Source organism: Mycobacterium sp. shizuoka-1 (genome assembly GCF_002723835.1).
Lineage (GTDB): Bacteria > Actinomycetota > Actinomycetes > Mycobacteriales > Mycobacteriaceae > Mycobacterium.
This window is the reverse complement of record NZ_BEWG01000001.1, coordinates 72,059-96,345: the sequence shown is the minus strand read 5'-3', so window position 1 is coordinate 96,345 and position 24,287 is coordinate 72,059. Positions and strand designations below refer to the sequence as shown.

The following is a 24,287-nucleotide window of genomic DNA, read 5'->3' as shown; positions in this document are numbered from 1 at the left end:
GAGCACCGCGATGCGGTCGGCGATCTGCGCCGCGACCCCGAGATCGTGGGTGATCATCACGATGCTGCAGCCGATTTCGGTGCGCAGGCGCTGCAGCAGCGCCAGCACCTGCGCCTGCACGGTCACGTCGAGGGCGGTGGTGGGCTCGTCGGCGATGATCAGCTCTGGGTTGCCTGCCACCGCGATCGCGATCATCACGCGCTGTCGCAGACCACCGGACAGCTCGTGCGGGTAGGCCCGCATGCGCCGCTCGGCCTCCGGGATGCCCACGGCGGTGAGGAGTTTGAGCGCCTCGGCACTGCTGCCGGCCACCTCTTCGACCTGCTTGCCGATCCGCATCGTCGGGTTCAGCGACGTCATCGGGTCCTGGAATATCGCACCCAGGTCCAGCCGCCGGACCTTGCGCAGTTGCTTGGCCGGGCCGGTGAGCATGTCGGTCCCGCAGACCTGCACGCTGCCGGTGGTCTTGGCCTTGCCGAGCAGGCCGAGCATGCTGAAACCGAGCACGCTCTTGCCCGATCCGGATTCGCCGACCAGGCCGACGATCTCACCGGGGGCGATCCCCAGTGACACGCCACGCAGCGCGTGGACGTCCTTGCCGTTGCGGCGGAAGGTGACACTCAGGTCGTCCACCGCCGCGACCGTGTCGCCGCCCGGCGTGGTCGCCGGGGCGTCAGGTCGTAGCGCAACACTTGCGGCGCTCGCCATCTCAGCATCTCCCCGAGGGTCGGAAGGTCACGAGGATGTGCTCACCGGTGAGCCATCAGCCTGTCGACTGACAGTTTTGCGGGCGTGTTGTCGCGGTGGGTGTCGCTGGCGTAACCAAAACAAGACGCCGCGTAACCGATAGGTATCCCGCGTTTCTGTCGTGTGACAGAAAATCCCCGGGTCTGTCTTTTCCCAGGTGGTGTGGGTCACCATCGGTCCATGGACACAACGCGGGCGGGGCGCCCGCGCTTGACCGAACGGCGCAGACCCGGCACGACCGCCAGGGAGGAGATCCTCGACGCCGCGGGCGAACTGTTCACCACCCGCGGCTACGCGAGCACGTCCACCCGGGCGATCGCCGAGGCGGTCGGCATTCGTCAGGCCTCGCTGTACCACTACTTCAAGACCAAGGACGAGCTGCTCTCGGCGCTGTTGCATCAGACCGTCACGCCGACCCTGGCCTTCCTGTCCGCGTTGCGCGAGGACGATCTGCCGGCCGCGCAATGTCTGCACGCCCTGGCCGCCTTCGACGGCGCCCAGTTGCTGACCTCGCGATGGAACCTCGGGGCGCTGTACCTGCTGCCGGAGCTGCGCGAAGCCCGGCTGGCGACGTTCTGGACCGAGCGGGAGCGGTTACGGCTGGCCTATCTGGACCTCAGCCGCCGCATCCTGGCGACCACCGGGGTCGCCGGCGATGCCGCCGATCTGCCGTTTCGGCTGGTCGAGTCGCTGGTCAACATGTGGTCGCGGCCGCTGCAGCCCGACCACACCACCTTGGCCGGTCACGTCGCCGACGCCTGCTTACGGGTGCTGGGTGTGACCGACGACGCGCTGCCTGCACTGCGGGCCGGCACACACCACCACCTGGCCCGCTACGGCGACGCCGACGGTCGTCAAGGCGTGGGAGTGGGCGTGGGCTGAGCGGTCTCGTTTGTAGGATCGGGCCATGCCGCTGGCCGACGGCGAGATATTCGCCGGCTACACGATCCTTCGACTGCTCGGCGCGGGAGGGATGGGTGAGGTCTACCTCGCCCAGCACCCCCGACTGCCCCGTCGCGACGCCCTGAAGGTGCTTCCGGCTTCGGTCAGCAGCGACACCGAGTACCGCGCCCGCTTCGAACGCGAGGCCGATATCGCCGCCACGCTGTGGCATCCGCACATCGTCGGCGTGCACGACCGCGGCGAATCCGACGGACAGCTGTGGATCGCCATGGATTACGTCGACGGCACCGACGCGAGCGATCTGCTCAAGAGCCATCCAGGCGGTCTGCCGCAGCGCGACGTGCTCAACATCGTCACCGCGGTCGCCGAGGCCCTGGACTACGCCCACCAGCGCCATTTGCTGCACCGTGACGTCAAACCCGCCAACATCCTGGTCTCCAGGCAGGACTCGGGCGAAGAGCGAATCTTGTTGGCGGACTTCGGCATTGCTCGCTGGGATAACGACGCGAGCGGCTTGACGCAGACCAACATGACGGTCGGCACCCTGGCTTACGCCGCCCCCGAACAGCTCATGGGGCGTGATCTGGACGGGCGTGCCGATCAATACGCCCTGGCGGCCACCGCGTATCACCTGCTCACCGGCATCCCGCCGTTCCAGCACTCCAACCCGGCTGTGGTGATCAGCCAGCACCTGTCGGCGGCGCCGCCGAGCCTGGCTACGCGCCGCCCCGAGCTGGCCAACCTCGACCCGGCGCTGCGCAAGGCGTTGTCCAAGGATCCTGCCGACCGCTTCGACCGCTGCGTGGACTTCGCCCGTGCCCTGGCACATCACATCACCACACCGCTGTCGGGCGACAGCCGGTCCGACGTGGACTCCACCCGGCTGACGCCGATCACCGACGCCGCGCCGGTCGGCGGCGAGCCGCACCCACCGGCGCACCGGTCCTGGCTGCGGCCGGCGATCCTGATCTCGGTGCTGCTCGTGCTGCTGATCGCGGTGGCCGCCGCGTTCATCGCCGGCCGCGACCGCGGCGAGACGGTCGCCACCGACGACGTCCGCACCTCCCTCACGACCACCGCGCCGCCGGCTACCACCAGCGTCGTTCCCCCGCCGCCGGTCACCACGACAACAGCCACGACCACCGCGCCCACCGATACCGACACCGTCACGGTGGCCCCGACGCCGACGGCCGTGATCGGGTCGAACTGCACCGAGCCGGGCGCCACCGGCACCACCGCCGATGGCGCGACCGTGTACTGCACGCAGCTGCAGTACACCAACCGCTACCTGTGGTCGGTGCGCCAGGACGTCATCCCCAACCCGGTGGTGACCTCGTCCCCGGCGGTGGCGCCGCCGATCGAGAACGAATCCCCGGTCCGGATCTGCATGCAGGAGACCGGGCACACCCGGCTGCGCTGCGCCGAGGAGATCCTGCGCGGCAACGGCGGCTGACCGGGACCGCTCAGCTGCCCCGACGCCGACTTCGGGCCGGCTTGAAACGTCTCGGGGCGGTTGTGGCGATAGACACTCAAGAGGCTGGTGGGATCTGCTCGCAGGGCGACCTCGCAGCACCCTGCGCTATGTTCGACCGGAGACACAGACGGAGGTCCGAGTGAAGAGGCTCATCCTGGTGGCCGCAGGCGCGCTTGCCGCTGGTTCGGCAGCAGCCGCCCTCGGCATGGGGTCCAGCAGCGCGGACCCGAACGCCGGCGGAACACTGAACATCCTCGGCGAGCCGTACTACAAGGCGGTGGCCATCCTGCACGCGCAGGGGGTCTCGACGGTGTTCGGCGGATCTGTCGGCAGTGACGTCCCGCAGGCCAAATGCATCGTGCAGAGCCAGAAATACCTGGCCAGCGGCAAGATGCAGCTGATGCTCAACTGCACCAAGGCCGCTCAGCCCGATGCGCCGCCGCCCAGCTCGGCGGGCACGGCACCCGCCCAGCCGATTCCGGCCGACGGCGGCACCCGCCCGACGCCGGGTGCTCCCGGCACCGTCACGGTGACGCCGACTCAGGTCGGCTGACACCCCTACTCGGCTAAACTCCTCGGCAAGTCGGGCCGTCGAGCCGGGAGGTTTCGCCCATGCTGCGGCCACGCCGCTTCGAACACGAGATCGATCCCGGCCGGGTGCAGATCCAGGCCCGCAAGGTCGACTTCGACGTATCCGCGACCCCGCTGCACTGGATTCCCGGCCATCCCGTCGCCTCCCACGTGATCTCTCTGCTCAACGTGGTGCTGCCGGCGGCCGAGCGCTGGTTCGTGGCCACCTACGACGAGGCGCTGCCGCTGGTCAAGGATTCCCGGCTGGCCGAGGACATGCGCGGATTCATCGGCCAGGAGGCCACCCACGCCGACACTCACGAGAAGCTGCTGCGGGAGTTCATGGTCACCCGCGGGGTGAACCCCGAGCCGATGCTGCGCCAGATGGACTACGTCTTCACCAAGATGCTCGCGCCGAGCACGTCGCGCGATCCGCGGCGCCGGCTCAACCACCTGTGTGACCGGTTGTGGCTGATCGCGGCGATCGAGCACTACACCGCGGTGCTCGGTGACTTCGCCCTCAACTGCGCTTGGGACGACTTCGGTGCCGATCCCACCCTGGTCGACGTGTTCCGGTGGCATGGCAGCGAGGAGGTCGAGCATCGCAACGTGGCCCACGACGTGGCGGTCTACTTCCATGACAGTTACCTCGACCGGATCCGGTCGATGGGCGTGGCGGTGATGATGATCGCCGGGTTCTTCAACCGTGGCGCCTGGTATCTGTGCCGCACCGACCCCAGCCTGGACATGAGTTGGTGGACGATGCAGCGGTCACGGGCCAGGGACTCCAAGCTCGGGCTGCTGCCCAAGTACCGCAACCTGTTCGGCGGCACGACGCTGACCTACTTCCGGCCGAACTATTCGCCGGAAGACGTCGGCTCCACCGCCCAGGCGGTCGCCTATCTGGCGAGCTCGCCGGCCGCCCGGGCCGCGCACCTGTGAGACGTATCGCTCCGCCGAGCACGTCCGGGCGGACCCGTCACGACGTTCCGCTGAGTCTCACCGATGCCGCGATCACCGCGATGTGGGCGATCACCGGTGCGATCCGCCGGCCCGCGACGCCGCCGTCGCGCGACCACACCCTTACGTTGCAGGTCGTCGAACGCCGGGTGGTGGCGCTCGATCAGAACGTCGTCGCGCTGACGCTGGCGGCGCCGGATCGGCGCCCGCTGCCGGCCTGGCATCCTGGCGCGCATCTGGACATCCACCTGCCGAGCGGACGGATCCGCCAGTACTCGCTGTGCGGCGATCCCGGTCTGCGCACCTGTTACCGGATCGCGGTCCGCCGCATCCCCGACGGTGGCGGCGGGTCGGTCGAGGTGCACGACCGCATCGACGTCGGGGCGACGGTCACCAGCGGTGGCCCGCGTAATGCGTTCCCGCTCAGCGTCCCCGGCTACGGTTCGCCCGCGCGCCGACTGCGGTTCATCGCGGGCGGTATCGGCATCACCCCGATCCTGCCGATGCTGGGGTTGGCCGACCGGCTCGGCGTCGACTGGTCGATGACCTACGCCGGCCGCAGCGAGGAGTCCATCCCCTTCCTCGACGAGGTGCGCCGGTTCGGCGACCGGGTGCGCATCCGCACCGACGACAGATACGGCATACCGACCGCCGCCGACCTTGTCGGTGACTGCCCGGATGGCACGACCGTCTACACCTGCGGACCAGCGCCGATGCTGACCGCGATCCGGACCGCGCTGGCCGGCCGCGACGACGTGGAGCTGCACTTCGAGCGGTTCGCCGCCGCACCGGTGCTGGACGGCACCCGCTTCACCGCCACGATCGCGTCCAGCGGCGCGACGGTCACGGTCGAACCGCAGGAGACGCTGCTTGGCGCGCTGCGCCGCGAGCAGGTGCCCGCACCGTACTCCTGCCAGCAGGGCTTCTGCGGCACCTGCCGGATTCGGGTGATCAAAGGTGTTGTGCAACATCGGGATACCCTTCTCACCGAGCCGGAGCATGCAGCGGGCATGATGCTGACCTGCGTGTCCCGCGCCCCCGAGGGGGGCCATCTGGAGCTGGATCTGTAGTCAGTCGGCCTTGGGCATCGGGATGCCCTCGCTGGTGGAGAACTGGGCGTCCTCCTGAGTGGACAACCCGATCGAGACCACGGTGCGCGGGAACATCAGGTCGGTCAGATAGGCCAGCGCCACCGCCCATCGGTTCACCGCACGCGGCATCGCGTACAGGTGATAGGCACGGGTGACCGCCTTGGCGGGGAGGCCGGACAGCGGGATGTTCAGTGGGTTGGCGACGGCGTGGCGCGGGCCCAGGTCGACGACCAGGCCCATGTTGCGATGCCGGTAGTCCTTCGGGGTGCCGATGCCCAGGCTGGCCGCCACGTTGCGGGCCAGCGCCTTGCCCTGCCGCACGGCATGCTGAGCGGTCGGCGGAGTGATGGCGCCCGGCTGGGTCAGGTCGGGGACGGCGGCGGCGTCGCCCGCGGCGAATACGTCGGGGTGGCCTGACACCCGCAGGTCGGTGCCGACTGTGAGCCGTCCCTTCTCGGTGGGCAGGCCGAGGGTGTCGATCAGCGGCGCGGCCCTCACCCCGGTCACCCAGGCCACGGTGCGGGTATCCAGTCGCGAATCATCGCTGAGCACAACGTGATCGGCGTGCACTTCGGTCAGCGTCACTCCGAGTCGCACGTCGATCCCCCGAGTGTGCAGCACGTTCATCGCCGCCTTGCCCAGCCGCTCGCCCACCTCGGGCATGACCTGCTCGGCCAGGTCCAGCAGGACGAACCGCACCGCGGCGCGGTCGAATCCCATCTGGTCGGCCGCCGCGTCGGCCAGCGCCCGCAGCTGGGCGACCAATTCGGTGCCGGAATACGACGCGCCCACCACCACCACGGTGCGCCGCCCCGCGGCCACCGCCGGATCGTCGTCGATGGTGGCGAGTTCGAGTTGCTCGAGCACGTGATCACGCAGATAGAGCGCCTCTGCCGCGGATTTCAACCCGCGGGCATACGTGGCCAGGCCCGGGATGTCGAACAACCGGGTCACCGAACCCGGCGTCAGCACCAGGCGGTCCCAGGCCAGCTCGTGGGTGCGCTCTTCGGGATCGGTGTAGGTCAGGGTGTGCCCGGCGAGGTCGGCGTGATCCACCCGCCCCCGGATCGCCCGCACCCCCGGCAACGTGCCGGCCAGCGGAACCGTGACGAAGCGGGCATCGACCACGCCGCCGGCCACGTCGGGCAGCAGCGGGGTGTAGAGCATGTAGTCGATCGGCGAGATCAGCGTGATCTGGACGTCAGCGTGCTGGCGGCGGAGCCGCCGCTGCAGGCGCCGTGCGCATTCGAAACCGGTGAAGCCGCTGCCCACAATCACCACGGACGTCATCGGCCCAGAGATACCCTCGGTCGCGGATCGCAAACGTAGCCAAAGACGCTTGCGTCCCACCGGGCCGACCGAGCAGGATGAGTAGCCCTATGGCACGTTCACTGGGTCTCGCCCGCTGGGATCTTCTGCGGCCACTGGACATGTTGTCCTCGGTGTGGTCCTCGGCGCCGGTCAGTTCCGGGGCGGCGGTGGCCTATCGGACCCTGTTTCTGACCGTCAAGCGGTTGGTGGTGGGCCGAACGCTGACCGTGCGCCTGGACAGCGGAGACATCACGCTGACGGTCACCGAGTTCGATTCGCGGCTCGACGTCCGCCGCCTGGCCGTCGGTCAGCTGAACGACGTTCGCCTGACGGCCACCGACATCCGGTGGGCAGACCGGTATTTCGAGCACGCATCGGTCGTCCTGCACAATGTCCACCTGCGTCCCGGCGTGCCGCCGGTGCTGGTGGCCGCGCCGGTCGAGGTGAGCATCGACGTGTCGACCAACGCACTCGACGAGGTGTTCGCCGACGCGCTGCCCCGGATCTCGGGTCACGTGGACGACGACGGTGTCGCCCGGCTGCGGTGGGCACGCCGCCCGGGACTGGGCAGCGTCGAGGTCGGGGTGACGCTGGACGGATCGACACTGTGGCTGCACCCCCGGGCCGTGCGCACCCGGCGGAGCCGGTGGACGTTGCCGGCCCGCACTCCCGCCTACCCGGTGCGACTACCGGACCTGGCCAGCGGCTTGACCCTGACGAGCCTGTCGTTCGGGCCCGGCACGCTGCATCTGACCGGCACCCTGCCGCAGTGGCGTGCCGAGGTGCCCAGGACGCGGGTCGAGGATGTCCTCACTCAGCTCAGCGCGGTCGGCCGGCCATTGAATCTCACCGGTCGCGGCCGCCGCGGATAGCCGCCGGCGTTCGTAGCGGCGGATCGCCGCCACCACGACGATCGCCAGCAGCCAACCCAGCAGGATGTCGATGACGTAATGCTCGGCGGCGTACACCAGCGTGAATGCCATGATCGCCACGTACCCGGCCAGCAGCGGCCGCCACCCGCGGCGGACCCGCCCCCACAAGAACGCCGCGATCATCGCCGACAGGCCGGCATGCAGCGACGGGATCGCGGCCACCAGGTTCACGCTGGCCTGCCCCTCGTCCAGCAACGCACGGGCCACGTCCAGGTGCAGGGTGCCGAAGCCCCGGGTGGAGATCCGCTCGACGAAGGCGTTGGCGCCGTCGTGTGACACGGTGACCGGACCCAGCAGCCCGCCGTCGGCGCGCGGGACCGGGCGGAACATGCAGGCCGGCTCGGCGGGACCGCCCGCGACGTCGGCCGGCTCGCAGCGGGCTGCCGCCCACGGCGGGGCGGCGGGCATCACCGCATAGACGGCCAGGGCCGAGAACGACAGGATCACGAAGCGGCGGACGAACGCCTTCCACTCGTCGCGGTCGCGCAGCCACAGCACCGCGGCCACCACGTACGGCAGGATGAAGAACGACATGTAGACCGTGCTGACAACCACCTCCCACCAGGGCGGCAAGGGCTGCTTGAGGTGTTCTTGCAGCCACACTGTGGGCACCGCGCCGAACATCGCCTGATCGACGTGGGGCTGCCAGCGCCACTGGGTCGGCGTGCCGATCAGATCGGCGACTCCCCTGCTCAGGTCATAGACGATCAACACCACGGCGAACGGCAGCCAGTCCCGCACGATCTGCAGCACCCGACGGCGCCCGATGCTGGCCGCCAGCAGCCCGGTGCAGATGTAGGCCAGGATCAGTTCCCGATTGAACGCCAAACCGCCTGTGGCCGTGAGGGTTACGACTGTCGCGGCCCAGACCGCCACCGCGGCGCGCCGGGCCGGCACAAGATCGATCGCGGCCATCGCAACCGATTACCCATTATCGGCACCGAACTCGCCGCATGTTCAGTCCCAGGCGGAGGCGACGGCCTCGGACACGTCGATGACCTTCGCCTGTTGCGAGGCCGGGCTGTCGATCTCGTCGGCGACGTAGGCCGCCACGAAGCGGCGGATCTCGGCGTCGACTCCGGCCACGATGCGCAGGATCTCGCCGCGAACCGATTTCGACGTCACATGCACCGCGATGTCCGAGGACCGTGGCTTGGCCACGTCGATGACCAGCAGCAGCGGTTCGGCGGCCCGGGCGGTGGCCCGCAGGGCGATGTCGCCGTCGACAATGAACCGCTGCTTGTCCAGCCGCAGATCGACCACCAGCTCGATCACCAGCGGAATCCGCACGTTGAACGTGATGGTGTCGCCCACGCTGCGCCGGGCGACCGGCTGCTGGATCCGCACCTTCGCGGTGACCTTGGCCAGCCCGGCCGGCCCCTGCGCCATCGGACCCATCTCGAACTCACCGCCGGCGATCTCGGCGAATGCCGCGGCCACACGCTCCTCGGTGACCGCCACTTCGAAGAACCGGCGCCCGAATTCCTCGTAGCTGACGAAACTGTGCGTGTGCATAGGGGTCTACGTTCTCACGTCCGGGGTCGCCGCCAGGGCGCGGGCCGGTAACAAATCGGCGCTGTCAAGCCGGCGGCCACACCAGGCGCAGTGCCGCATCGTCGGCCGGTTCACCCGCGGCGGCGGCGAAGGCATCCAACGCGCTGATGACCGCCGTCCGCTCGGCGGTGCTCATGCCGCGCAGCACCCTGGTGATCGAACGGCGACGGTGGCGGTTCATCTTACGAACCAGTTGCCTGCCTTCGGTGGTCAGCGACAGCGAGATGTTGCGGCGGTCCGCCGCATAATCCTGCCGATGCAGAAAGCCGGCCCGGATGAGCCGATCACAGATCCGGCTGGCGTTGGAGGGGCTGATGTCCAGCGCAGCGGCAACGGACGCCAGATTCAACGGTCCGTGGGTGTCGATCATCACCAGCACCCGCAGCTGCGGAACGGTGACGGATTCCGAGATTTCGGCTATCGAGGCAGCCGCAATGCCGACGAGCGCGCGGGAGGCGCGTAATACCGCATCGACATCTGCCGCCGACGGCCCGTCGATTGACTGCTGCAAGCCCCGCCTCCTCCTTGTCGCGCGGTGCCAGCCGCGGTCAATCACGTCTCGCGGGCAGCACCGACACCGCACCTTTCTCTTCGAACAATGCCAGATGGACGGCGCGCGGGCCGTCATGGCCGTGTTGTCGCAGCACCGCGTCGAGATCGGCGCGAGTCAGCCCACTGCGCCGCAAATTTCGTTCGTCGATCTCACCGTCGCGGATGAGCACGCGCAGCGGCGGATCCACCATGCGCCGTAGCGACGGAACGAACCGCATCCGGGTGACCAGCGCATGCGCCGAGATCAACGTCACCAGTGCCACCGCCCCCGTCAGCCACGAGGTGTCCGACGCAGTCGCGGTCCGCCCGACGATCGCGCCCACGGCCACTGCGGTGACCCAATCGAACGGAGTGAATTCCGCCATGGCGCGTCGTTGGGTGACGCGGAAAGCCCCTGCCGCAGTGACGAAGAGCGTCAACGCCTTGACTGCCGTCCAGAGTGCTTGCGGCCAGTCGCCGATCAGAGCATGTTCCCAGCCGTTCACATCGCCTCTTTGATCCCTCGCCTGATCAACCAGACGTTGGCCGGCCACGCCGTGGCGAAACCGATGATCATGCCGATCTGCATGAGGAACCAGTAGACAGGACTGTTCGGGTGCAGCGGATGGGTGTCGAAGAAGACGAGCGACGTCAGTGCCATCCAAGCGAACAGCCCCACTTCGAATGCAGTCAGGGAGAGCACATCCGCCTTGGCCGCCTCTATCAGTCCTTTGCGCAGCCCCAAGCCGCGCATCGGGGCAAGCGCGAAGTACTGGAACACGATTCCCAACATCAGTGCGGCCGTGTAGTCACCGATGTACTCCGGAAGCAGCGCCCGCCCGAACAGTTCGAGGGCGAGCGCGAACACCGCGAATTCGGCGATGATGTCACCAAGAGTGCATCCCGCCCCGCAGTGGCTGACGCCGATCGCGGTGGTGGCCCAGCCGGGCTTGTCGGGCGGATTTCTGCGATTACGTTCCGCCAACCACTTGCTGCTCTGCGGCCTTCCGTAGCGCCAATACGCCCACACTGCGATCGGGCCGAAGTACAGGCCGGTCACCGGCCACACCGCCTCCATCACCCGCATCCGCTGCCGATAGCCTCGCCCGTAGATGTCGGCGAGGATGATCACAGAACTGAGCGCGGCCAGGGTCAGCGCGCACCAGGACAGCGTCACGAGCCAGGCAGGCGCCACACCAACCTCCGAACGATTCGCGACCTCATCGCAGCGGCCACCGGCACAGCCACTCGGCCACCGCGTTCCGCCACCTCAGCACGGCGCTGCTCGCCGGTGTGCTCGACGGCTGGTGCCGCCGAACCGCGATCAGATCGGCGACGGTGAATGCCGTTGCCGTGGCGACATTCGCCCCAGCGGCCCGCCGGCGGCTGTCGTTGCGGCTGAAAACAGCAACCGCGCCCATGGTCATCCCGTGTATGACGTCCACGACTGCTTCCATCGCCAACACATACCTGGTCGGTCGGACCGCGCACACGGCAGATTCGGCAAGCAGCCGAGCGCCGAGAATCCGCATGGCCGCCCGGGTCCCGTTGCTCAGGTTCCGGTCGCCTACATGTCCGGCGACCTCGTCGGGGGCGACCAGCACCACGAGGCCGAACCCGGCGCGGGACAGAGCCAGCCCGTTCATCGAATCACCCCTGCCGGTGGGGTACGAACTCTTGGGCTTTGGCTTTCGCGCCCTGCATCATGATGTGCCAGCGGGCCGGGTCGCCCTTGGCCAGCGCGGTGAGCAGCTCCTTTCCTTGTTCATAGGTTGCATGCGGCGGTATAGGCGGCATCTCCGGGTCGCAGTACACGTCGATCACGGTCGGCTTGTCGGCGGTCAACGCACGGTCCCACGCCTTCCCGATGTCGTCGGGTCCATCCACGGCGATGGCCTCCAGCCCCATACAACGCGCGACGTCGGCGTAGGACACATCCGGAAGTGCCTGCGATTCCTCAAATTTCGGGAATCCGCCCATCGCTCTGAGCTCCCAGGTGACTTGGTTGAGGTCGTTGTTGTGGAACACGCAGATCACCAGTCGCGGATCGGTCCACTGTCGGTGGTAGCGGGAGATGGTGAGCAGTTCGGCCAAGCCGTTCATCTGCATCGCGCCGTCGCCGACGAGCGCGATCGCAGGGCGGTCGGGATGAGCGAATTTGGCGCCGATGGCGTACGGCACACCGGGCCCCATAGTGGCCAGCGTCCCGGACAGCGATCCGCGGACCCGGTCGCGGACTTTCAGGCATCGTGCGTACCAGTTGGTGGACGACCCGGAGTCCGCCGCCACGATCGCATCACCGGGCAGCCGGGCTGACAGCTCCCAGACCACCCGCATGGGGTTGACCGGCTTGGCGGACAGCATTGCCTGCTTCTCCATGGTTTCCCACCACCGCGCGACGTTGTCGATGATGTCGTCACGCCACGTTGTCGAGTCCTTTGGTTGCAACAATGGGATGATCGCCCGCAGGGTCGCGGCGGCATCGGCGACGATGTTGATCTCGGTGGGGTACCGCATACCGATCGAGGTTCCGTCGATGTCGACTTGGATCGCCCGCGCCTGGCCGAACTTCGGCAGAAATTGGGTGTAGGGAAAATTCGACCCGACTATGAGCAGGGTGTCACAGTCACGCATCAGCTCGTAGGACGGACGGGTGCCGAGGAGTCCGATCGAGCCGGTCACATACGGTAGATCGTCGGGAAGAACATCCTTGCCCAGTAAGGCTTTCGCTATCCCGGCACCGGTGAGTTCGGCAATCTTTGTCACCTCGTCCGCCGCACCCCTGGCGCCTTGGCCGATGAGGATCGCGACCTTCTCGCCGGCGTTGAGGATCTCGGCAGCATGTCGTACTGCGTACTGCGGGGGCTCCAGTACCGGATAGTCGAAGCTCGGGTCACTGGACGGAACCTGCTTGAACGCGTGCTGCGGTGGGCTGAACTCCTCTTCCTGCAGATCCGAAGGAATGATCAGCGCCGCCGGCGCCCGTCTGGTCAGAGCTGTCCGGATCGCCCGGTCCAGGGCATTCGGCAATTGTTCTGCGACGTTGACCTCCACCAGGTAGTCGCTGGCCACGTCCTTGTAGAGCGACTGCAGATCGACTTCCTGCTGATAAGACCCACCCATCGCGCTTCGTGCGGTCTGCCCGACGATCGCGACGACCGGCACGTGATCGAGCTTGGCGTCATAGAGCCCGTTGAGGAGGTGCACGGCGCCGGGGCCGGAGGTCGCCATGCACACCCCTAGCTCGCCACCGAATTTTGCATAACCCACTGCCTCGAAGGCAGCCATCTCCTCGTGTCGCGCCTGCACGAACTGCGGCCTGTTGTCGGCAGCCCCGAAGGCGCCGACGATCCCGTTGATCCCGTCGCCGGGATAGGCGAACACATGTCGAACTCCCCAGTCCCGTAAGCGGGAAAGTAGGTAATCCGCAACTGTCTTTGCCATGTTTTCTCCTCTGTATCGGCGGGCACCCGGTATCTGCTGTTCTGCACGGCGCTTACCCGAAGCCGCTGAACACAAACCGGTTTGACAGGAGTTTCCCAGTGGCAATCCTTGCTTCCAATCAACTAATCGGCCGCGACCGCACGATGTTGCGCGAGGAACTCGAACGGCGTGTCGACGGCGAGGTCCGATTCGACACCGGCAGCCGCGGCGCCTACTCCACAGATGCCTCCAACTTCCGCCAGATCCCCATCGGTGTGGTTGTGCCGCGTACCCCGGAAGCCGCGACCGAAGCGATTGCGACGTGTCGACGACACGACTGCTCGGTGTTCTCCCGCGGCGGGGGCACCAGCCTGGCCGGCCAATGCACCAATACCGGAGTGGTCATCGACTGGAGCAAGTTCTGCACCCGGATGGTGTCGGTCGATGAGTCGGCCGGGACCGCCGTCGTCGAACCCGGCATCAAACTCGACGACCTCAACGACGCCCTGAAGGAATCGGGCTGGATGGTCGGACCGCGGCCGTCCACCCACGTGAGTTGCACGATCGGCGGCATGATCGGCAACAACTCCTGCGGGGCAACGGCGCAGGCCTACGGCAAGATGGTGGACTCCGTCCGGCGCCTAGAGGTGTTGACCTACAACGGATTACGACTGTGGGTTGGTCCCACCTCCGATCAACAGCTCGCCGAGATCCTGGCCGGCGACGACGACAGGGCCGACCTGTACCGTCGACTGATTGGCCTTCGCGACAGATACACCGACGAAATCCGACAGCACTATCCCGACATCCCCCGCCGTGTCTCCGGTTACAACCTGGACTATCTGCTGCCGGAGAAGGGCTTCGACGCCGCCCGCCTGCTGGTCGGCAGTGAGAGCACGCTTGTCACGGTGCTGCGAGCCGAAATCGCGCTGGTGCGGCGGCCGAACGCACACGTGCTCGCCGTCCTCGGCTTCTCCGACATCCAGTCGGCGGGAGCGGCGGTGAACCAGATCCTGCCGCACCAACCGGCCGCACTGGAGGGCTTCGACAGTCGCCTCGTTTCCCTCGAGCACATCAAGCACCTCGCCGAGGGCGCACTGGACGAATTGCCCAGCGGTGACGCCTGGTTGATCGTCCAGTTCAACGGCGACGACCCCGAGCAAGCCGACAAGCGCGCCCGGGCCATGCTCGACGACCTCACCCGCGGCGCCACTGAGGACTCGGTGGTGATCAACGACAACGACCAGCAAGAGCGGATGTGGAGCGCCAGAGAGGCCGGACTCGGCGCGACCGCACACCAGCCTGATGGCAAGAACACCCACGCGGGTTGGGAAGACGCCGCAGTGCCTCCCGAGCGACTGGGCGACTATCTGGCGGAGCTTCAGCAGCTGCTGGAGCGCTACGACTACGGCAGTGCCTCGTTGTACGGACACTTCGGACAGGGCTGCGTACACACCCGCATCCCGTTCGATCTGACCACTGCCTCGGGAATCGCCAAGTACCGCAGTTTCGTCGAGGCCGCAGCGCAGCTGGTGACCGGCTACGGCGGATCGCTGTCGGGTGAGCACGGGGACGGCCAGCAGCGCGGTGAGCTGTTGCCGATCATGTTCGGCAAGAGCATCATCGAGGCGTTCGGCGAACTGAAGAGCATCTTCGATCCCCTCGACAAGATGAACCCCGGCAAAGTCGTGCATCCGCGGCCGATGGATGCCGATCTGCGCTGGGGTTCCACATTCCGCCCGATCGAACCCGAGACGCTGTTCGCCTATCCCGATGACGACCATCGCTTCTCTCGTGCCGCTGATCGCTGCGTGGGGGTCGGCAAATGCCGCGGCCATGAATCCGGGGTGATGTGCCCGAGCTACCGGGCCACCGGCGACGAGGAACACTCGACGCGAGGTCGCGCCCGGCTGCTGTTCGAGATGTTGCAGGGCGACGTCATCACCGACGGCTGGCGGTCGACGGAAGTTCGCGACGCGCTGGATCTGTGCCTGGCTTGCAAGGGGTGCCGCAGCGACTGCCCGGTAAATGTCGACATGGCTACCTACAAGGCCGAATTCATGCATCACCACTACAAACGCCGACTCCGCCCGCTGGCCCACTACTCGATGGGCTGGCTGCCTTTGCTGGCCCGCATCGCCGCTGCCGCGCCGCGGCCGATCAACGCACTGGCGCACACGCCCGGCCTCACGACCGCACTGCGCGCCGCCGGCGGTATCGACCAACACCGCGACATCCCGCGCTTCGCCGCCCAGCGGTTCACCGACTGGTTCCGCCGTCGCACCGTGCACCCGGGGAGCCGCGGTACCGTGGTGCTCTGGCCGGACACCTTCACCAACAGTTTTGATCCGGGCATCGCCAAGGCCGCGGTCGCCGTCCTGGAAGACGCCGGGTTCGAGGTCACCGTTCCGCACCAGGCTGTCTGTTGCGGGCTGACCTGGATTTCCACCGGCCAGCTCGAGGTCGCCCAGCGTGTTCTACGGCGTACCTTGGGTGCTCTCAGGCCGGCTCTACGCGACGGCAGCCCGGTCGTGGTGTTGGAACCCAGCTGCGCGGCGGTCTTCCGCTCCGACTTGCCGGAGCTGTTCCACGGTGACGAAGATGCACATCGGCTGGCCCGACAGACATATACCATCGGAGAGCTACTCGCCCAACGCGCACCGGACTGGCGCCCGCACCAGCGGGACGGCAAGGCGATCATGCAACCGCATTGCCATCAGCACGCCATTCTCGGCGTCGGCCACGACCACGAAATGCTGCACCGGACAGGGCTTTCCACCGAGGTCCTCGACGCCGGGTGTTGCGGTCTCGCCGGCAACTTCGGCTTCGAAAACGGCCATTACGACGTCTCGGTGAAGTGCGCCGAGGACAAGCTGATGCCGGTGGTCCGCGCCGCGGATGCCGAGACGACGATCATCGCCGACGGCTTCAGCTGCCGCACCCAGATCAGGCATCTGGCCCCTGACCGCAGCCCGCGCCACACCGTCGAGGTGCTCGCCGACGCCCTCGATCGGCGCGCCAACGACGACAGCGGCCGCGGGGTACGTCCTTCCCGCGCGGGCATCGGCGCTGCGATGATCCTCGGTGCAACTCTGGCCTTCCGGCATCACCGCAGTAAGGCGATATCGTGACGGCCGCCCCCGCGATCGAGCGCGTGACGGTGTCGGCGTACCGATTTCCGGCTCCGCACCCGGAATCCGACGGCACCCTGACATGGGATGCGACGACCGCGGTTGCCGCCGAGGTACATGCCGGCAATGCCGAAGGTCTGGGCTGGACGTACAGCGGCACGGCTGCTGCCGCGGTGATCGCGGACAATCTCACACCGGCGGTGCAGGGCCGCGACGCGTTCGACATCGAAGGCGCGTGGTCGGCGATGCACCGCGCATGCCGCAATCTGGGTACCAAAGGTCTGGTGATGCAGGCGATCAGCGCGGTCGACATCGCGCTGTGGGATCTCAAGGCGCGACTGCTCGCCGTCCCGGTCACCACATTGTTCGGTCAGGTCCGCGACCGGGTTCCGATCTACGGCTCGGGTGGGTTCACCACCTCGACCGACGCCGAGATCGCCCAGGACGTCGCGGCGTGGCGGGCAGCCGGTTGCAGGTCCATGAAGATCAAGATCGGAAAGGACTTCGGTAACGACGTCGGATGGGACATGCGTCGAGCGACGCTGTTACGTGAGATCGCCGGTCCCGACGTCGAATTGATGGTCGACGCCAACGGCGCCTACACGAGCGGCCAAGCCCGACGGGTCGGACAAGAATTGGCCGCGCTGGGGCTTCGCTGGTTCGAGGAACCGGTCAGCAGTGACGACAAGGCCGGTCTCGCCGACGTCAGACGTGCGGTCACTGCCGACGTCGCCGCCGGCGAATACATCAGTGACACCTACGATGCACAAGCCCTGGCCCCGGTCGTCGATTGCCTACAACTCGACACCACCCGCTGCGGCGGGTACACGGGGTTCCTACGTGGGTGCGCCATCGCCGCAGCACACAATCTTGAGGTTTCGGGGCATTGCGCGCCGTCGTTGCACGCCCCGGTTGCGGCGGCGGTCCCCCACCTGCGTCACGTCGAATGTTTCGACGACCACGTGCGACTTGAGCCGCTTCTGGTCGATGGGGTCCCCACAGTGAGCGGCGGCGCACTGGAAGTGCCGACCCGACGTCCCGGTCACGGAATGACGATGGCGGCCGGCGCCGCCGACTTCTCGATCATGGAGTAGCCCCTGACCGGCAGACCTCGTAGATGCGCAGCACTTCGTCCGCGACTTCATCCCAGGCGTACCGCGCGCAGGCACGATCTCGTCCGGCAAGTCCCTGACTGCGCCGTAGGAACGCGTCGTTGAGCATCTTCGTGGTGGCCGCAGCTATGGCGCGCGGGTTACGCGGCGGCACCAGGCAGCCGGTCACGTCGTGCACGATGGTGTCGGGCATGCCGCCCACCGCCGAGGCGATGACCGGAACTCCGCAGGCCATGGCTTCCAGCGGCACGATGCCAAAGCCTTCGCTCCACGGGGTGGACAGCACCACGTCAGCCGACCGCAGCATTTCGGGCATGGCGTCATGTGGTATTGGTCCGGTGAACACCACGCGTTCAGCCACGCCCAGTTCGGAGGCCAGCACCGACAGCCGCCGCACCTCGTCGTCCTCGGCGAGGGATTCGACGTCAGGTCCGCCGACGATCACCAGCTCGGCCCGAGGAATAGCCCGCAGCGCGATGATTATCGTGTCAAATCCCTTGTGGCCCGCTGCGGTACCGACAGCGACGATGCGGGGGCGGTCGCCACGCCCGGCGCTGGGGCCGGTTGTCGAGAACTTGTCGACGTCGACGCCGCATGGCACAACCGAGGCGTGAGATCGCGGACACCCCAGCCGGATCAGCTCCCGCAACTCGTCGGTGTAAGTTGCCACGACCCACGAGGCGTGCCGCGCGACCAATCCCTCCAATTTCCTCCGTGCGGTTACCTCGGTGTGGTGCCGGCCGATCTGCCGGTCTTTGGCGGCGCCCAGCTCGTGGAATGTCTGCACTGTCGGAATGCCGGTGCCACGGGTGGCGAATTCCGTTGCGACGCCTGATGTCCAATAGTGGGCGTGCACCACGTCGGGCGGCTCTTCGGCCCAGTGCTCGGCAAGTGCATGGCTGAATTTTGCGAGGTAGTCCGATACCTCGGTTTCCGGCAACGGCTCGGCCCGGCCGGCGTCCACGTGCACCACGGTGTAACCCTGTGCCGTCACAATGCACTGCGGGCTGTCCGGGTCACTGCGCCGGGTGTAGACAGTGACATCGTGGCCGCGAGCAGCCATCGCCGCCGACAGCTCCGCGACGTAGATGCTCCTGACACCGGCATCGCGCCCGGGTTCCACTGCCAGAGGGCTGGCGTCCTCGGCCACGACCGCCGTTCTCATCCCTTGCTCCTTTCGTCGTTCGCGACAGTGCTGGGATCGCTTGACTCGGTTACTGGTCGGCCGAGCGGCTGGCCGCGCGGAACGAACTCGACAAAAGGCAAGTGGCGCCCTACGGCTCCGAAGTCGTCCTCGGATCCGTCGACCGAAAAGCCCATCAGACGCGGTAGTAGGAGTCGGGCCAGGGTGCGGTGTCGTGCCGCGTATCGGGCGAAGATGTCGGCTCCATCTTCCGGCGAAAGAGGCACAGCGGTCACCGGTATCGTCCGCCTGCCGACCTGGATGCTGACCTGTGGGGTGTGCAGCACGTTGCGGTACCAGGCTGAGGTCGGCCCCCAGCCGGAGGCCACGACATATCGATCTTTCCCGGGATCGTGACTGACCACCTCAAGCACAGTTTGGCGCGGTGCGCCGGTGAGCCGTCCGATATGGTTGAGCAGCATAAGCCGATCTCCGAAGATCCAGCCGCAGCCCACGCGGTAGGCGTAGATCGGCATCCGGAAGAGCAAGCGGGACAGACCTTTGGGGGGTTCGACGGATTTGTCCACCCTCATGCGCTAGTCCTTTCTCCGTGACCGGGATCGGCTGCCGACATCACATCGAGTAGTCGGGCAACTCAAAGTCGTCGCGCAAAGTGCCGGAGGCGACAAGGTCGAAGATCGGGCCGAAATTCATCGCCCGCATCACCAGGTGGCGAATCAGTAGCCCGAGCTCGGTCTTGGTCGCAAACACCGGAAGGAGTTTCTTCGCGGCGCCTTGTTTGTCTTCGATGAACGGGCGCATCCGCTTTTCATATGCCAGGAATGCGCGACGGTGATCACCCTGCGCGTGCTGGAGTTCACCAGCCAGGACGTAGGCGGCAGTCATGGCCAGACCAGTGCCCTCGCCGGCGAGAAGAGAGACGCAGGCGGCCGCATCTCCGATCAATGCCACCCGCCCCTGCGACCAGTGGTCCATCCGGATCTGGCCCACCACATCGAAGTACAGGTCGTCGGCATCCTCGACTGCGGTGAGGATCTGTTTGCACTCCCAGCCGGCATCCCCGAACTCGTGCCACAGCAGTTCTTTTCGCGCCTCGATGTTCCCGGGATCGCTGCGTTGATCGGACCGGAACACGAACAGCAAGAGGGTACGGTCGCCGCGCAGCGAAAACCGTGAGACCGACCGGCGGGGCCGGCCATAGGTCATGTACACCAGGTCGTCGCGGGGCCGATAGCCCTCCACGACGGCCGCCGCGACCAGGCATCCCAGGTAACACTCCGCGTCCCTGTCTGCAGTGAACGCCAGTTGGCGGACGTTCGAATGCAAACCATCGGCGCCGACGAGAATGTCGAAGTCTCGTGTCGGCGTGCGCGCGAAAGTCAGCGTGACGCCGTCCGGGTTCTGATCGATCGCGGTGATGCTGTCGTCGAAGATCGCTTCGACCCGATCTTCGATGGTGGCGTAGATGATTGCCGCGAGGTCGCCACGCGCCACGCTGATCAGTTCACCGCCTGCAGCTCGCCGAAATTCGCTCACCTGCATACTGGCCAGCGTTTGCCCGTCTGGTCCCACTGAGCGCAGCGACTCGAGCTGATATCCGGCATCGCGGATCAGTGGCTCCACCCCCATGAGTTGCGCGACGCGGTATCCCACCCCCCAGAAGTCGACCAGGTAGCCGCCGGCGCGAAAGTGCGGTGCACGTTCGATCAATGTCGGTTCGTGCCCGCACCGGTGAAGCCAGTGCGCGAGTGTCGGACCGGCCACCCCGGCCCCGCTGATCGCAATTTTCATCTCGTACGTCCTGCCCATCGGCCGGAATCCACTCAGATGGCGAGCCGGCGCGCGTGCATCAGGCGTAGTGGCGCGCCGCTCACATGAAACCATAGCACTATGCAACAGTTGCAGCCAGTGGTATTTGATTGGCGCAGGCAATCGCTCTGAGCCACGCTACATTTGGAGCGGAGTACACCGCCCATGTGATGGAGGAACCGATGACGCCGAACAACGGGACGGCCGACGACGACCCGTCGGATGCGATCATCGATGCGCTGTTGACCGCGTCTCGTCTGCTGGTGGCGATCTCCGCCCGCTCGATCGCTCAGGTCGACGAGACAATCACCATTCCGCAGTTTCGCACGCTCGTCATCCTGTCGGCCCGCGGCGCGGTCAACGTCGCCACTCTGGCTGGACTCCTGGACGTGCAGCCGTCGACGACGGGTCGAATGGTAGAGCGTCTTGTCACGGCGGGGCTGATCAATCGACGGCCGCATCCTGACTCGCGACGTGAGCTGGTGGTGGAGTTGACGACGCGCGGCCAGCAGATCGTGCGCGAGGTGACCGAGCACCGCCGCGACGAGATCGCGCGCGTGGTGGCCAAAATGCCGAATCGCGAGCGGCATGGCCTCGTCCGTACGCTCACCGCATTCACCGTGGCCGGCGGTGAGCCCGCGGCCCGTCTCGAAGTTGACGGCTATCGGATGTAACCGGCCAACGCCGCGACCGCAGCTCCCCCGGCCACCGCGGCGATCGGTGCGATGTGTTCCCGCAGCCACCACTGCGGGCTGTGGTCGTGTGACCTGTCATCGAAGGACCCATGCGCACCCTGGTCGGCATCGAGTTCGTCGTCTCGGGGTTGCCACAGATTCGGAGCGTTACGTGGTGCCGGCTCATCGGTCTGCTGCGACGTGTAACCGGTGGCCGCCAGATAGCGGTCCAGCACGCGGGGCGCGACGCGTTGCCCCAGCAACGTCGCCACCGTGCTGGCCCCGACCCAGAACTGTTTACGGGCAGGATGTTTGGCGGCGAACAGCACCGCGCGAGCCGCGACCTCAGGCTGGTAGATCGGCGGAACCGGCTGCGGATGCTTCGGCAGCCGAGACAGCACCCAGGTGAACTGGGGCGTATTGACAGCCGGCATCTGCACCACCGTCACATGGACTCCGCTGTGATCGTGCATCAACTCGGTGCGCAAGGACTCGGTGAAGCCGTTCACGGCGTGCTTGGCTCCGCAATAGGCCGACTGTAGCGGGATCGCCCGTCCACCCAGTGCCGATCCGACCTGCACGATGGTTCCCGCGTTACGGGGCCGCATTGTGCGCAATGCCGCCATCGTGCCGTAGACGAAGCCGAGATAGCTCACCTCGGTGACGTGCTTGAACTCGTCGGGTTGGATCTGGTCAAACGGGGCGAACACCGACGCGAAGGCGACGTTGACCCAGACATCGATCGGACCGAACTGAGCCTCGATGGCATCTGCGGCCATCTCGACCTGGCGATGATCCGACACGTCGGCGGCGACAGCGAGCGGTCGGCCGCCGGCCTGCTCGACCTCGGCGGCCGTGGCAGCCAAACCGTCGCGCCCGCGTGCCAGGAGACCCACATTCGCCCCCTCGCTCGCGAAGATCCGGCTTACCGCGCGGCCGATTCCGGCGCTGGCGCCTGTGACTACGACGGTCTTACCGTTCATCGATGAAGCCATCACTGGTTCCTTTCATGTCGTCTGCGGTGACCTGCGCCAACGTGCTCGAGGACTCGAACATCAGCGCGTGGACGAAGGCTTGCGGGATGTTCCCGCGCAACTGGCGTTGGCGGACGTCGTACTCCTCGGAGAACAGCCCCGGCGTCCCGCAGCCGGAGCGATTGCGTTCGAAATAGCGATATGACTCGACCGGGTGGCCTTGCTGCAGGGCAGCGAGCGCCATGACGAACCCGCACAGCAGAAAGGCACTGTCGCTGGTTCCGAGCCCGCGTCGAGGTGGGTAACGGTAAACGTAGTGGTCGCGACTCAAATCACGTTCCACGGCACGGTAGGTCGCGACCGAACGCGGGTCGCGACCCGTCAGGGCGCCCCGCAGTGCGGGCAGGAGCAACGCCGCGTCGACCCGCTCGTCGTCGGCCGCCCGCTGCCACCGGCCCGTCGAGTGCAGACACCGGGATGAGGTGTCGGCGACGATGCGGTCGGCCAGCGTGCTCAATCGGCCCGAGCCCGGGTCGATCCCGGCGGCGGCGATAGCGCGCAAACCGGCCGCGCACGACAAGCGCGAATGCGTCCAGCGTCGTTCGTCGAGTTCCCAGATGCCTGCATCGGGCCGGTCGATGTTGGCGTCGATCGCATCGACCGCGGCATCGACGGCCAGGCGACCGTCAGTAGTGAGCATGTCGTGGCGCGCCGCGGCCGCGAAGAGCAGCAGCGCCTCGCCGAAGACGTCGAGTTGGAATTGGTCGCGGACGTGGTTTCCGGCCAGATCGTAGCCGCCGGGATAACCCAGCAGGTCGAGCCGCCGCTGTTCGGGCACGGCGTCGCCGGTACCGGTGTAGGCGGGGCGAAGCTTCGGACCATCGGCAAGCAACCGCTCGGACACGAACTGTACTGCTGTGCTGACCAATTCGTGTGGTCCATCGGTGGCCACCGCGATACCGGCATAGCACTGGTCGCGAATCCAGGCGTAGCGATAGTCGTAGTTGGCTCCCTCGTCGGCGCGCTCCGGCAGGCTCATGGTGGCGGCCGCGACCATGGCCCCAGACGAGGTGGTCAGGCCCCGCATGACCGCGTAGCTGTGCGCGGCATCGCGTGGGGCTGCGGTCGGTCCCAGGCCAGGAATCGCTGCCCCCCAGGCTGTTTCGGTATCAGTCCAGACTTCCCGAGCAACCACCAGCTGATCCGGCAGCTCGCGGTCGGACAGTTCGAGCACCAAATCCGCGCTCTCGCCTTCACTGAGGACGACTGTGGTCTCCAGCGAACGCTCTGCGGCAATGTCGCCGACAACTCGCGCTTCCGCGGCGCCTGACCATCGCATCCGCAATGGTCCGACGTCGGCCGACCAGCAGGCGCACGCGTCGTCGCGGCGGATATTGCGCATATACAGCCGACCGAACTCGGCGACCGGCTGTAAGCGCACGTGCACACGGGCGTCTCCCCGAATCGCCTCGATGCGACGGAGGACGACAGCGGTGTCTGCCCGGCCGGGAAAAGCCAATGCCTCCCGGCATTCGATGATGCCGGACACTGTTACCCACCGCGACCGCCAGATGAGCGAGCCGGACTCGTAGTAGCCGCCCCACACGAAGGGATCCGTCGGCGAGACGGTGTAGCTGCCGCCACCTCCGATGAGCGATCCGAACACGGCATCGCTGTCCCACCGGGGCGCGCACATCCATACGTATTCGCCGCGGGGGCCGATCAGTGCGCCTCGTTCTCCGTCGGCGACGAACGCGTAGTCGCGTAACGTCCATGGCTCGGGCACAGCAGGCATGAGCACCGGCTACCCGGCCGGTGGCGGCGCATACCGGTACCCGCGATACCTTAATCGAGCCCTCACCGAACGCTTAGATTAGTTGCTTAACAGCAACTGTTGCCTGGTGATACAGGTCTGGGGCTGTGCCATGGCGAGCCCATGCTGATTTA

The 24,287-nt window shown here is 67.0% G+C and carries 22 protein-coding genes and 1 pseudogene; 9 read left to right on the top strand and 14 right to left on the bottom strand.

Annotated features, from left to right (window positions below):
* A partial coding sequence (locus MSZK_RS00460) for an ABC transporter ATP-binding protein (RefSeq protein WP_142389817.1) occupies positions 1–708 on the bottom strand: 708 nt, incomplete at its 3' end.
* 219 nt (positions 709–927) lie between these two features.
* Here MSZK_RS00460 and MSZK_RS00455 point away from each other — a divergent pair.
* From MSZK_RS00455 to MSZK_RS00435, 5 genes are all read left to right on the top strand, one after another.
* On the top strand, positions 928–1,629 hold the full coding sequence (locus MSZK_RS00455; protein WP_099243706.1) for a TetR/AcrR family transcriptional regulator: 702 nt from the start codon (positions 928–930) through the stop codon (positions 1,627–1,629).
* A 25-nt stretch (positions 1,630–1,654) separates the two neighbouring features.
* Complete coding sequence (locus tag MSZK_RS00450; protein WP_099243704.1) at positions 1,655–3,103, top strand: serine/threonine-protein kinase; 1,449 nt, start codon at positions 1,655–1,657, stop codon at positions 3,101–3,103.
* A gap of 160 nt (positions 3,104–3,263) precedes the next feature.
* Positions 3,264–3,677, top strand: coding sequence for a hypothetical protein (locus MSZK_RS00445; RefSeq protein ID WP_099243702.1), 414 nt, complete (start codon positions 3,264–3,266; stop codon positions 3,675–3,677).
* Positions 3,678–3,736: 59 nt separating this feature from the next.
* A complete protein-coding gene (locus tag MSZK_RS00440) occupies positions 3,737–4,636 on the top strand; it encodes a metal-dependent hydrolase (protein WP_099243700.1) in 900 nt (299 codons plus the stop codon).
* Positions 4,633–5,724, top strand: a complete 1,092-nt coding sequence (locus MSZK_RS00435) for a PDR/VanB family oxidoreductase (protein ID WP_099243698.1) — start codon at positions 4,633–4,635, stop codon at positions 5,722–5,724. Before MSZK_RS00440 ends, MSZK_RS00435 begins: the two co-directional genes overlap by 4 nt.
* On the opposite strand, the gene MSZK_RS00430 is transcribed toward MSZK_RS00435, so the two are convergent.
* On the bottom strand, positions 5,725–7,035 hold the full coding sequence (locus MSZK_RS00430) for an NAD(P)/FAD-dependent oxidoreductase (protein ID WP_099243696.1): 1,311 nt from the start codon (positions 7,033–7,035) through the stop codon (positions 5,725–5,727).
* Between the two features lie 89 nt (positions 7,036–7,124).
* On the opposite strand from MSZK_RS00430, the gene MSZK_RS00425 reads away from it, so the two are divergent.
* Positions 7,125–7,928 (top strand): hypothetical protein, encoded by an 804-nt coding sequence (locus tag MSZK_RS00425; protein ID WP_099243694.1) that lies wholly within the window; start codon positions 7,125–7,127, stop codon positions 7,926–7,928.
* Here the strand turns inward: MSZK_RS00425 and MSZK_RS00420 are convergent.
* From MSZK_RS00420 to MSZK_RS00390, 7 genes and pseudogenes are all read right to left on the bottom strand, one after another.
* Positions 7,929–8,903, bottom strand: a pseudogene (locus MSZK_RS00420) (phosphatase PAP2 family protein); the annotation flags it as partial.
* Between the two features lie 42 nt (positions 8,904–8,945).
* Positions 8,946–9,503, bottom strand: coding sequence for a hypothetical protein (locus tag MSZK_RS00415; protein ID WP_099243692.1), 558 nt, complete (start codon positions 9,501–9,503; stop codon positions 8,946–8,948).
* 64 nt (positions 9,504–9,567) lie between these two features.
* Positions 9,568–10,053 carry a MarR family transcriptional regulator gene (locus tag MSZK_RS00410; RefSeq protein WP_233211046.1) on the bottom strand — a complete coding sequence of 162 codons (486 nt, stop codon included), beginning with the start codon at positions 10,051–10,053 and terminating at the stop codon, positions 9,568–9,570.
* Between the two features lie 37 nt (positions 10,054–10,090).
* Positions 10,091–10,627, bottom strand: coding sequence for a DUF421 domain-containing protein (locus MSZK_RS00405; RefSeq protein ID WP_371411263.1), 537 nt, complete (start codon positions 10,625–10,627; stop codon positions 10,091–10,093).
* Positions 10,576–11,268, bottom strand: a complete 693-nt coding sequence (locus tag MSZK_RS00400) for a DUF4396 domain-containing protein (protein ID WP_099243688.1) — start codon at positions 11,266–11,268, stop codon at positions 10,576–10,578. Before MSZK_RS00400 ends, MSZK_RS00405 begins: the two co-directional genes overlap by 52 nt.
* A 25-nt stretch (positions 11,269–11,293) precedes the next feature.
* Positions 11,294–11,719, bottom strand: coding sequence for a hypothetical protein (locus MSZK_RS00395; RefSeq protein WP_099243686.1), 426 nt, complete (start codon positions 11,717–11,719; stop codon positions 11,294–11,296).
* Between the two features lie 4 nt (positions 11,720–11,723).
* A complete protein-coding gene (locus MSZK_RS00390) occupies positions 11,724–13,517 on the bottom strand; it encodes a thiamine pyrophosphate-requiring protein (protein WP_099243684.1) in 1,794 nt (597 codons plus the stop codon).
* 143 nt (positions 13,518–13,660) lie between these two features.
* Here MSZK_RS00390 and MSZK_RS00385 point away from each other — a divergent pair, with 143 nt between their 5' ends.
* Both MSZK_RS00385 and MSZK_RS00380 read left to right on the top strand, forming a co-directional pair.
* Positions 13,661–16,627 (top strand): FAD-binding and (Fe-S)-binding domain-containing protein, encoded by a 2,967-nt coding sequence (locus MSZK_RS00385; RefSeq protein WP_099243682.1) that lies wholly within the window; start codon positions 13,661–13,663, stop codon positions 16,625–16,627.
* A complete protein-coding gene (locus tag MSZK_RS00380; RefSeq protein WP_199203130.1) occupies positions 16,624–17,721 on the top strand; it encodes an enolase C-terminal domain-like protein in 1,098 nt (365 codons plus the stop codon). The genes MSZK_RS00385 and MSZK_RS00380 overlap by 4 nt, the downstream gene beginning before the upstream one ends.
* Here MSZK_RS00380 and MSZK_RS00375 read toward each other — a convergent pair.
* From MSZK_RS00375 to MSZK_RS00365, 3 genes are read right to left on the bottom strand one after another with little or no spacing between them, the layout of a single operon-like run.
* A complete protein-coding gene (locus MSZK_RS00375; RefSeq protein WP_099243678.1) occupies positions 17,711–18,904 on the bottom strand; it encodes a glycosyltransferase in 1,194 nt (397 codons plus the stop codon). The genes MSZK_RS00380 and MSZK_RS00375 overlap by 11 nt on opposite strands.
* A complete protein-coding gene (locus tag MSZK_RS00370) occupies positions 18,901–19,455 on the bottom strand; it encodes a nitroreductase family deazaflavin-dependent oxidoreductase (protein WP_099243676.1) in 555 nt (184 codons plus the stop codon). Before MSZK_RS00370 ends, MSZK_RS00375 begins: the two co-directional genes overlap by 4 nt.
* Before the next feature lie 40 nt (positions 19,456–19,495).
* Positions 19,496–20,674 (bottom strand): FAD-binding domain, encoded by a 1,179-nt coding sequence (locus MSZK_RS00365; protein WP_099243674.1) that lies wholly within the window; start codon positions 20,672–20,674, stop codon positions 19,496–19,498.
* A gap of 200 nt (positions 20,675–20,874) precedes the next feature.
* On the opposite strand from MSZK_RS00365, the gene MSZK_RS00360 reads away from it, so the two are divergent.
* Positions 20,875–21,366, top strand: a complete 492-nt coding sequence (locus tag MSZK_RS00360) for a MarR family winged helix-turn-helix transcriptional regulator (RefSeq protein WP_099243829.1) — start codon at positions 20,875–20,877, stop codon at positions 21,364–21,366.
* Here MSZK_RS00360 and MSZK_RS00355 read toward each other — a convergent pair.
* Together MSZK_RS00355 and MSZK_RS00350 are read right to left on the bottom strand one after the other, a co-directional pair.
* Positions 21,354–22,361 (bottom strand): SDR family oxidoreductase, encoded by a 1,008-nt coding sequence (locus tag MSZK_RS00355; RefSeq protein ID WP_199203129.1) that lies wholly within the window; start codon positions 22,359–22,361, stop codon positions 21,354–21,356. The two genes, MSZK_RS00360 and MSZK_RS00355, sit on opposite strands and share 13 nt — an antisense overlap.
* On the bottom strand, positions 22,339–24,135 hold the full coding sequence (locus tag MSZK_RS00350; RefSeq protein WP_099243670.1) for a glycoside hydrolase family 15 protein: 1,797 nt from the start codon (positions 24,133–24,135) through the stop codon (positions 22,339–22,341). The genes MSZK_RS00355 and MSZK_RS00350 overlap by 23 nt, the downstream gene beginning before the upstream one ends.
* Between the last annotated feature and the right edge of the window lie 152 nt (positions 24,136–24,287).

What these genes read in the sequence shown, in the direction of transcription:
- MSZK_RS00455 (WP_099243706.1), top strand. Translation starts at nt 928, where the DNA reads ATGGACACAACGCGGGCGGGGCGCCCGCGCTTGACCGAACGGCGCAGA.
- MSZK_RS00450 (WP_099243704.1), top strand. Translation starts at nt 1,655, where the DNA reads ATGCCGCTGGCCGACGGCGAGATATTCGCCGGCTACACGATCCTTCGA.
- MSZK_RS00440 (WP_099243700.1), top strand. Translation starts at nt 3,737, where the DNA reads ATGCTGCGGCCACGCCGCTTCGAACACGAGATCGATCCCGGCCGGGTG.
- MSZK_RS00430 (WP_099243696.1), bottom strand. Translation starts at nt 7,035, where the DNA reads ATGACGTCCGTGGTGATTGTGGGCAGCGGCTTCACCGGTTTCGAATGC.
- MSZK_RS00425 (WP_099243694.1), top strand. Translation starts at nt 7,125, where the DNA reads ATGGCACGTTCACTGGGTCTCGCCCGCTGGGATCTTCTGCGGCCACTG.
- MSZK_RS00415 (WP_099243692.1), bottom strand. Translation starts at nt 9,503, where the DNA reads ATGCACACGCACAGTTTCGTCAGCTACGAGGAATTCGGGCGCCGGTTC.
- MSZK_RS00395 (WP_099243686.1), bottom strand. Translation starts at nt 11,719, where the DNA reads ATGAACGGGCTGGCTCTGTCCCGCGCCGGGTTCGGCCTCGTGGTGCTG.
- MSZK_RS00390 (WP_099243684.1), bottom strand. Translation starts at nt 13,517, where the DNA reads ATGGCAAAGACAGTTGCGGATTACCTACTTTCCCGCTTACGGGACTGG.
- MSZK_RS00385 (WP_099243682.1), top strand. Translation starts at nt 13,661, where the DNA reads ATGTTGCGCGAGGAACTCGAACGGCGTGTCGACGGCGAGGTCCGATTC.
- MSZK_RS00375 (WP_099243678.1), bottom strand. Translation starts at nt 18,904, where the DNA reads ATGAGAACGGCGGTCGTGGCCGAGGACGCCAGCCCTCTGGCAGTGGAA.
- MSZK_RS00370 (WP_099243676.1), bottom strand. Translation starts at nt 19,455, where the DNA reads ATGAGGGTGGACAAATCCGTCGAACCCCCCAAAGGTCTGTCCCGCTTG.
- MSZK_RS00365 (WP_099243674.1), bottom strand. Translation starts at nt 20,674, where the DNA reads ATGAAAATTGCGATCAGCGGGGCCGGGGTGGCCGGTCCGACACTCGCG.
- MSZK_RS00360 (WP_099243829.1), top strand. Translation starts at nt 20,875, where the DNA reads ATGACGCCGAACAACGGGACGGCCGACGACGACCCGTCGGATGCGATC.
- MSZK_RS00355 (WP_199203129.1), bottom strand. Translation starts at nt 22,361, where the DNA reads ATGGCTTCATCGATGAACGGTAAGACCGTCGTAGTCACAGGCGCCAGC.
- MSZK_RS00350 (WP_099243670.1), bottom strand. Translation starts at nt 24,135, where the DNA reads ATGCCTGCTGTGCCCGAGCCATGGACGTTACGCGACTACGCGTTCGTC.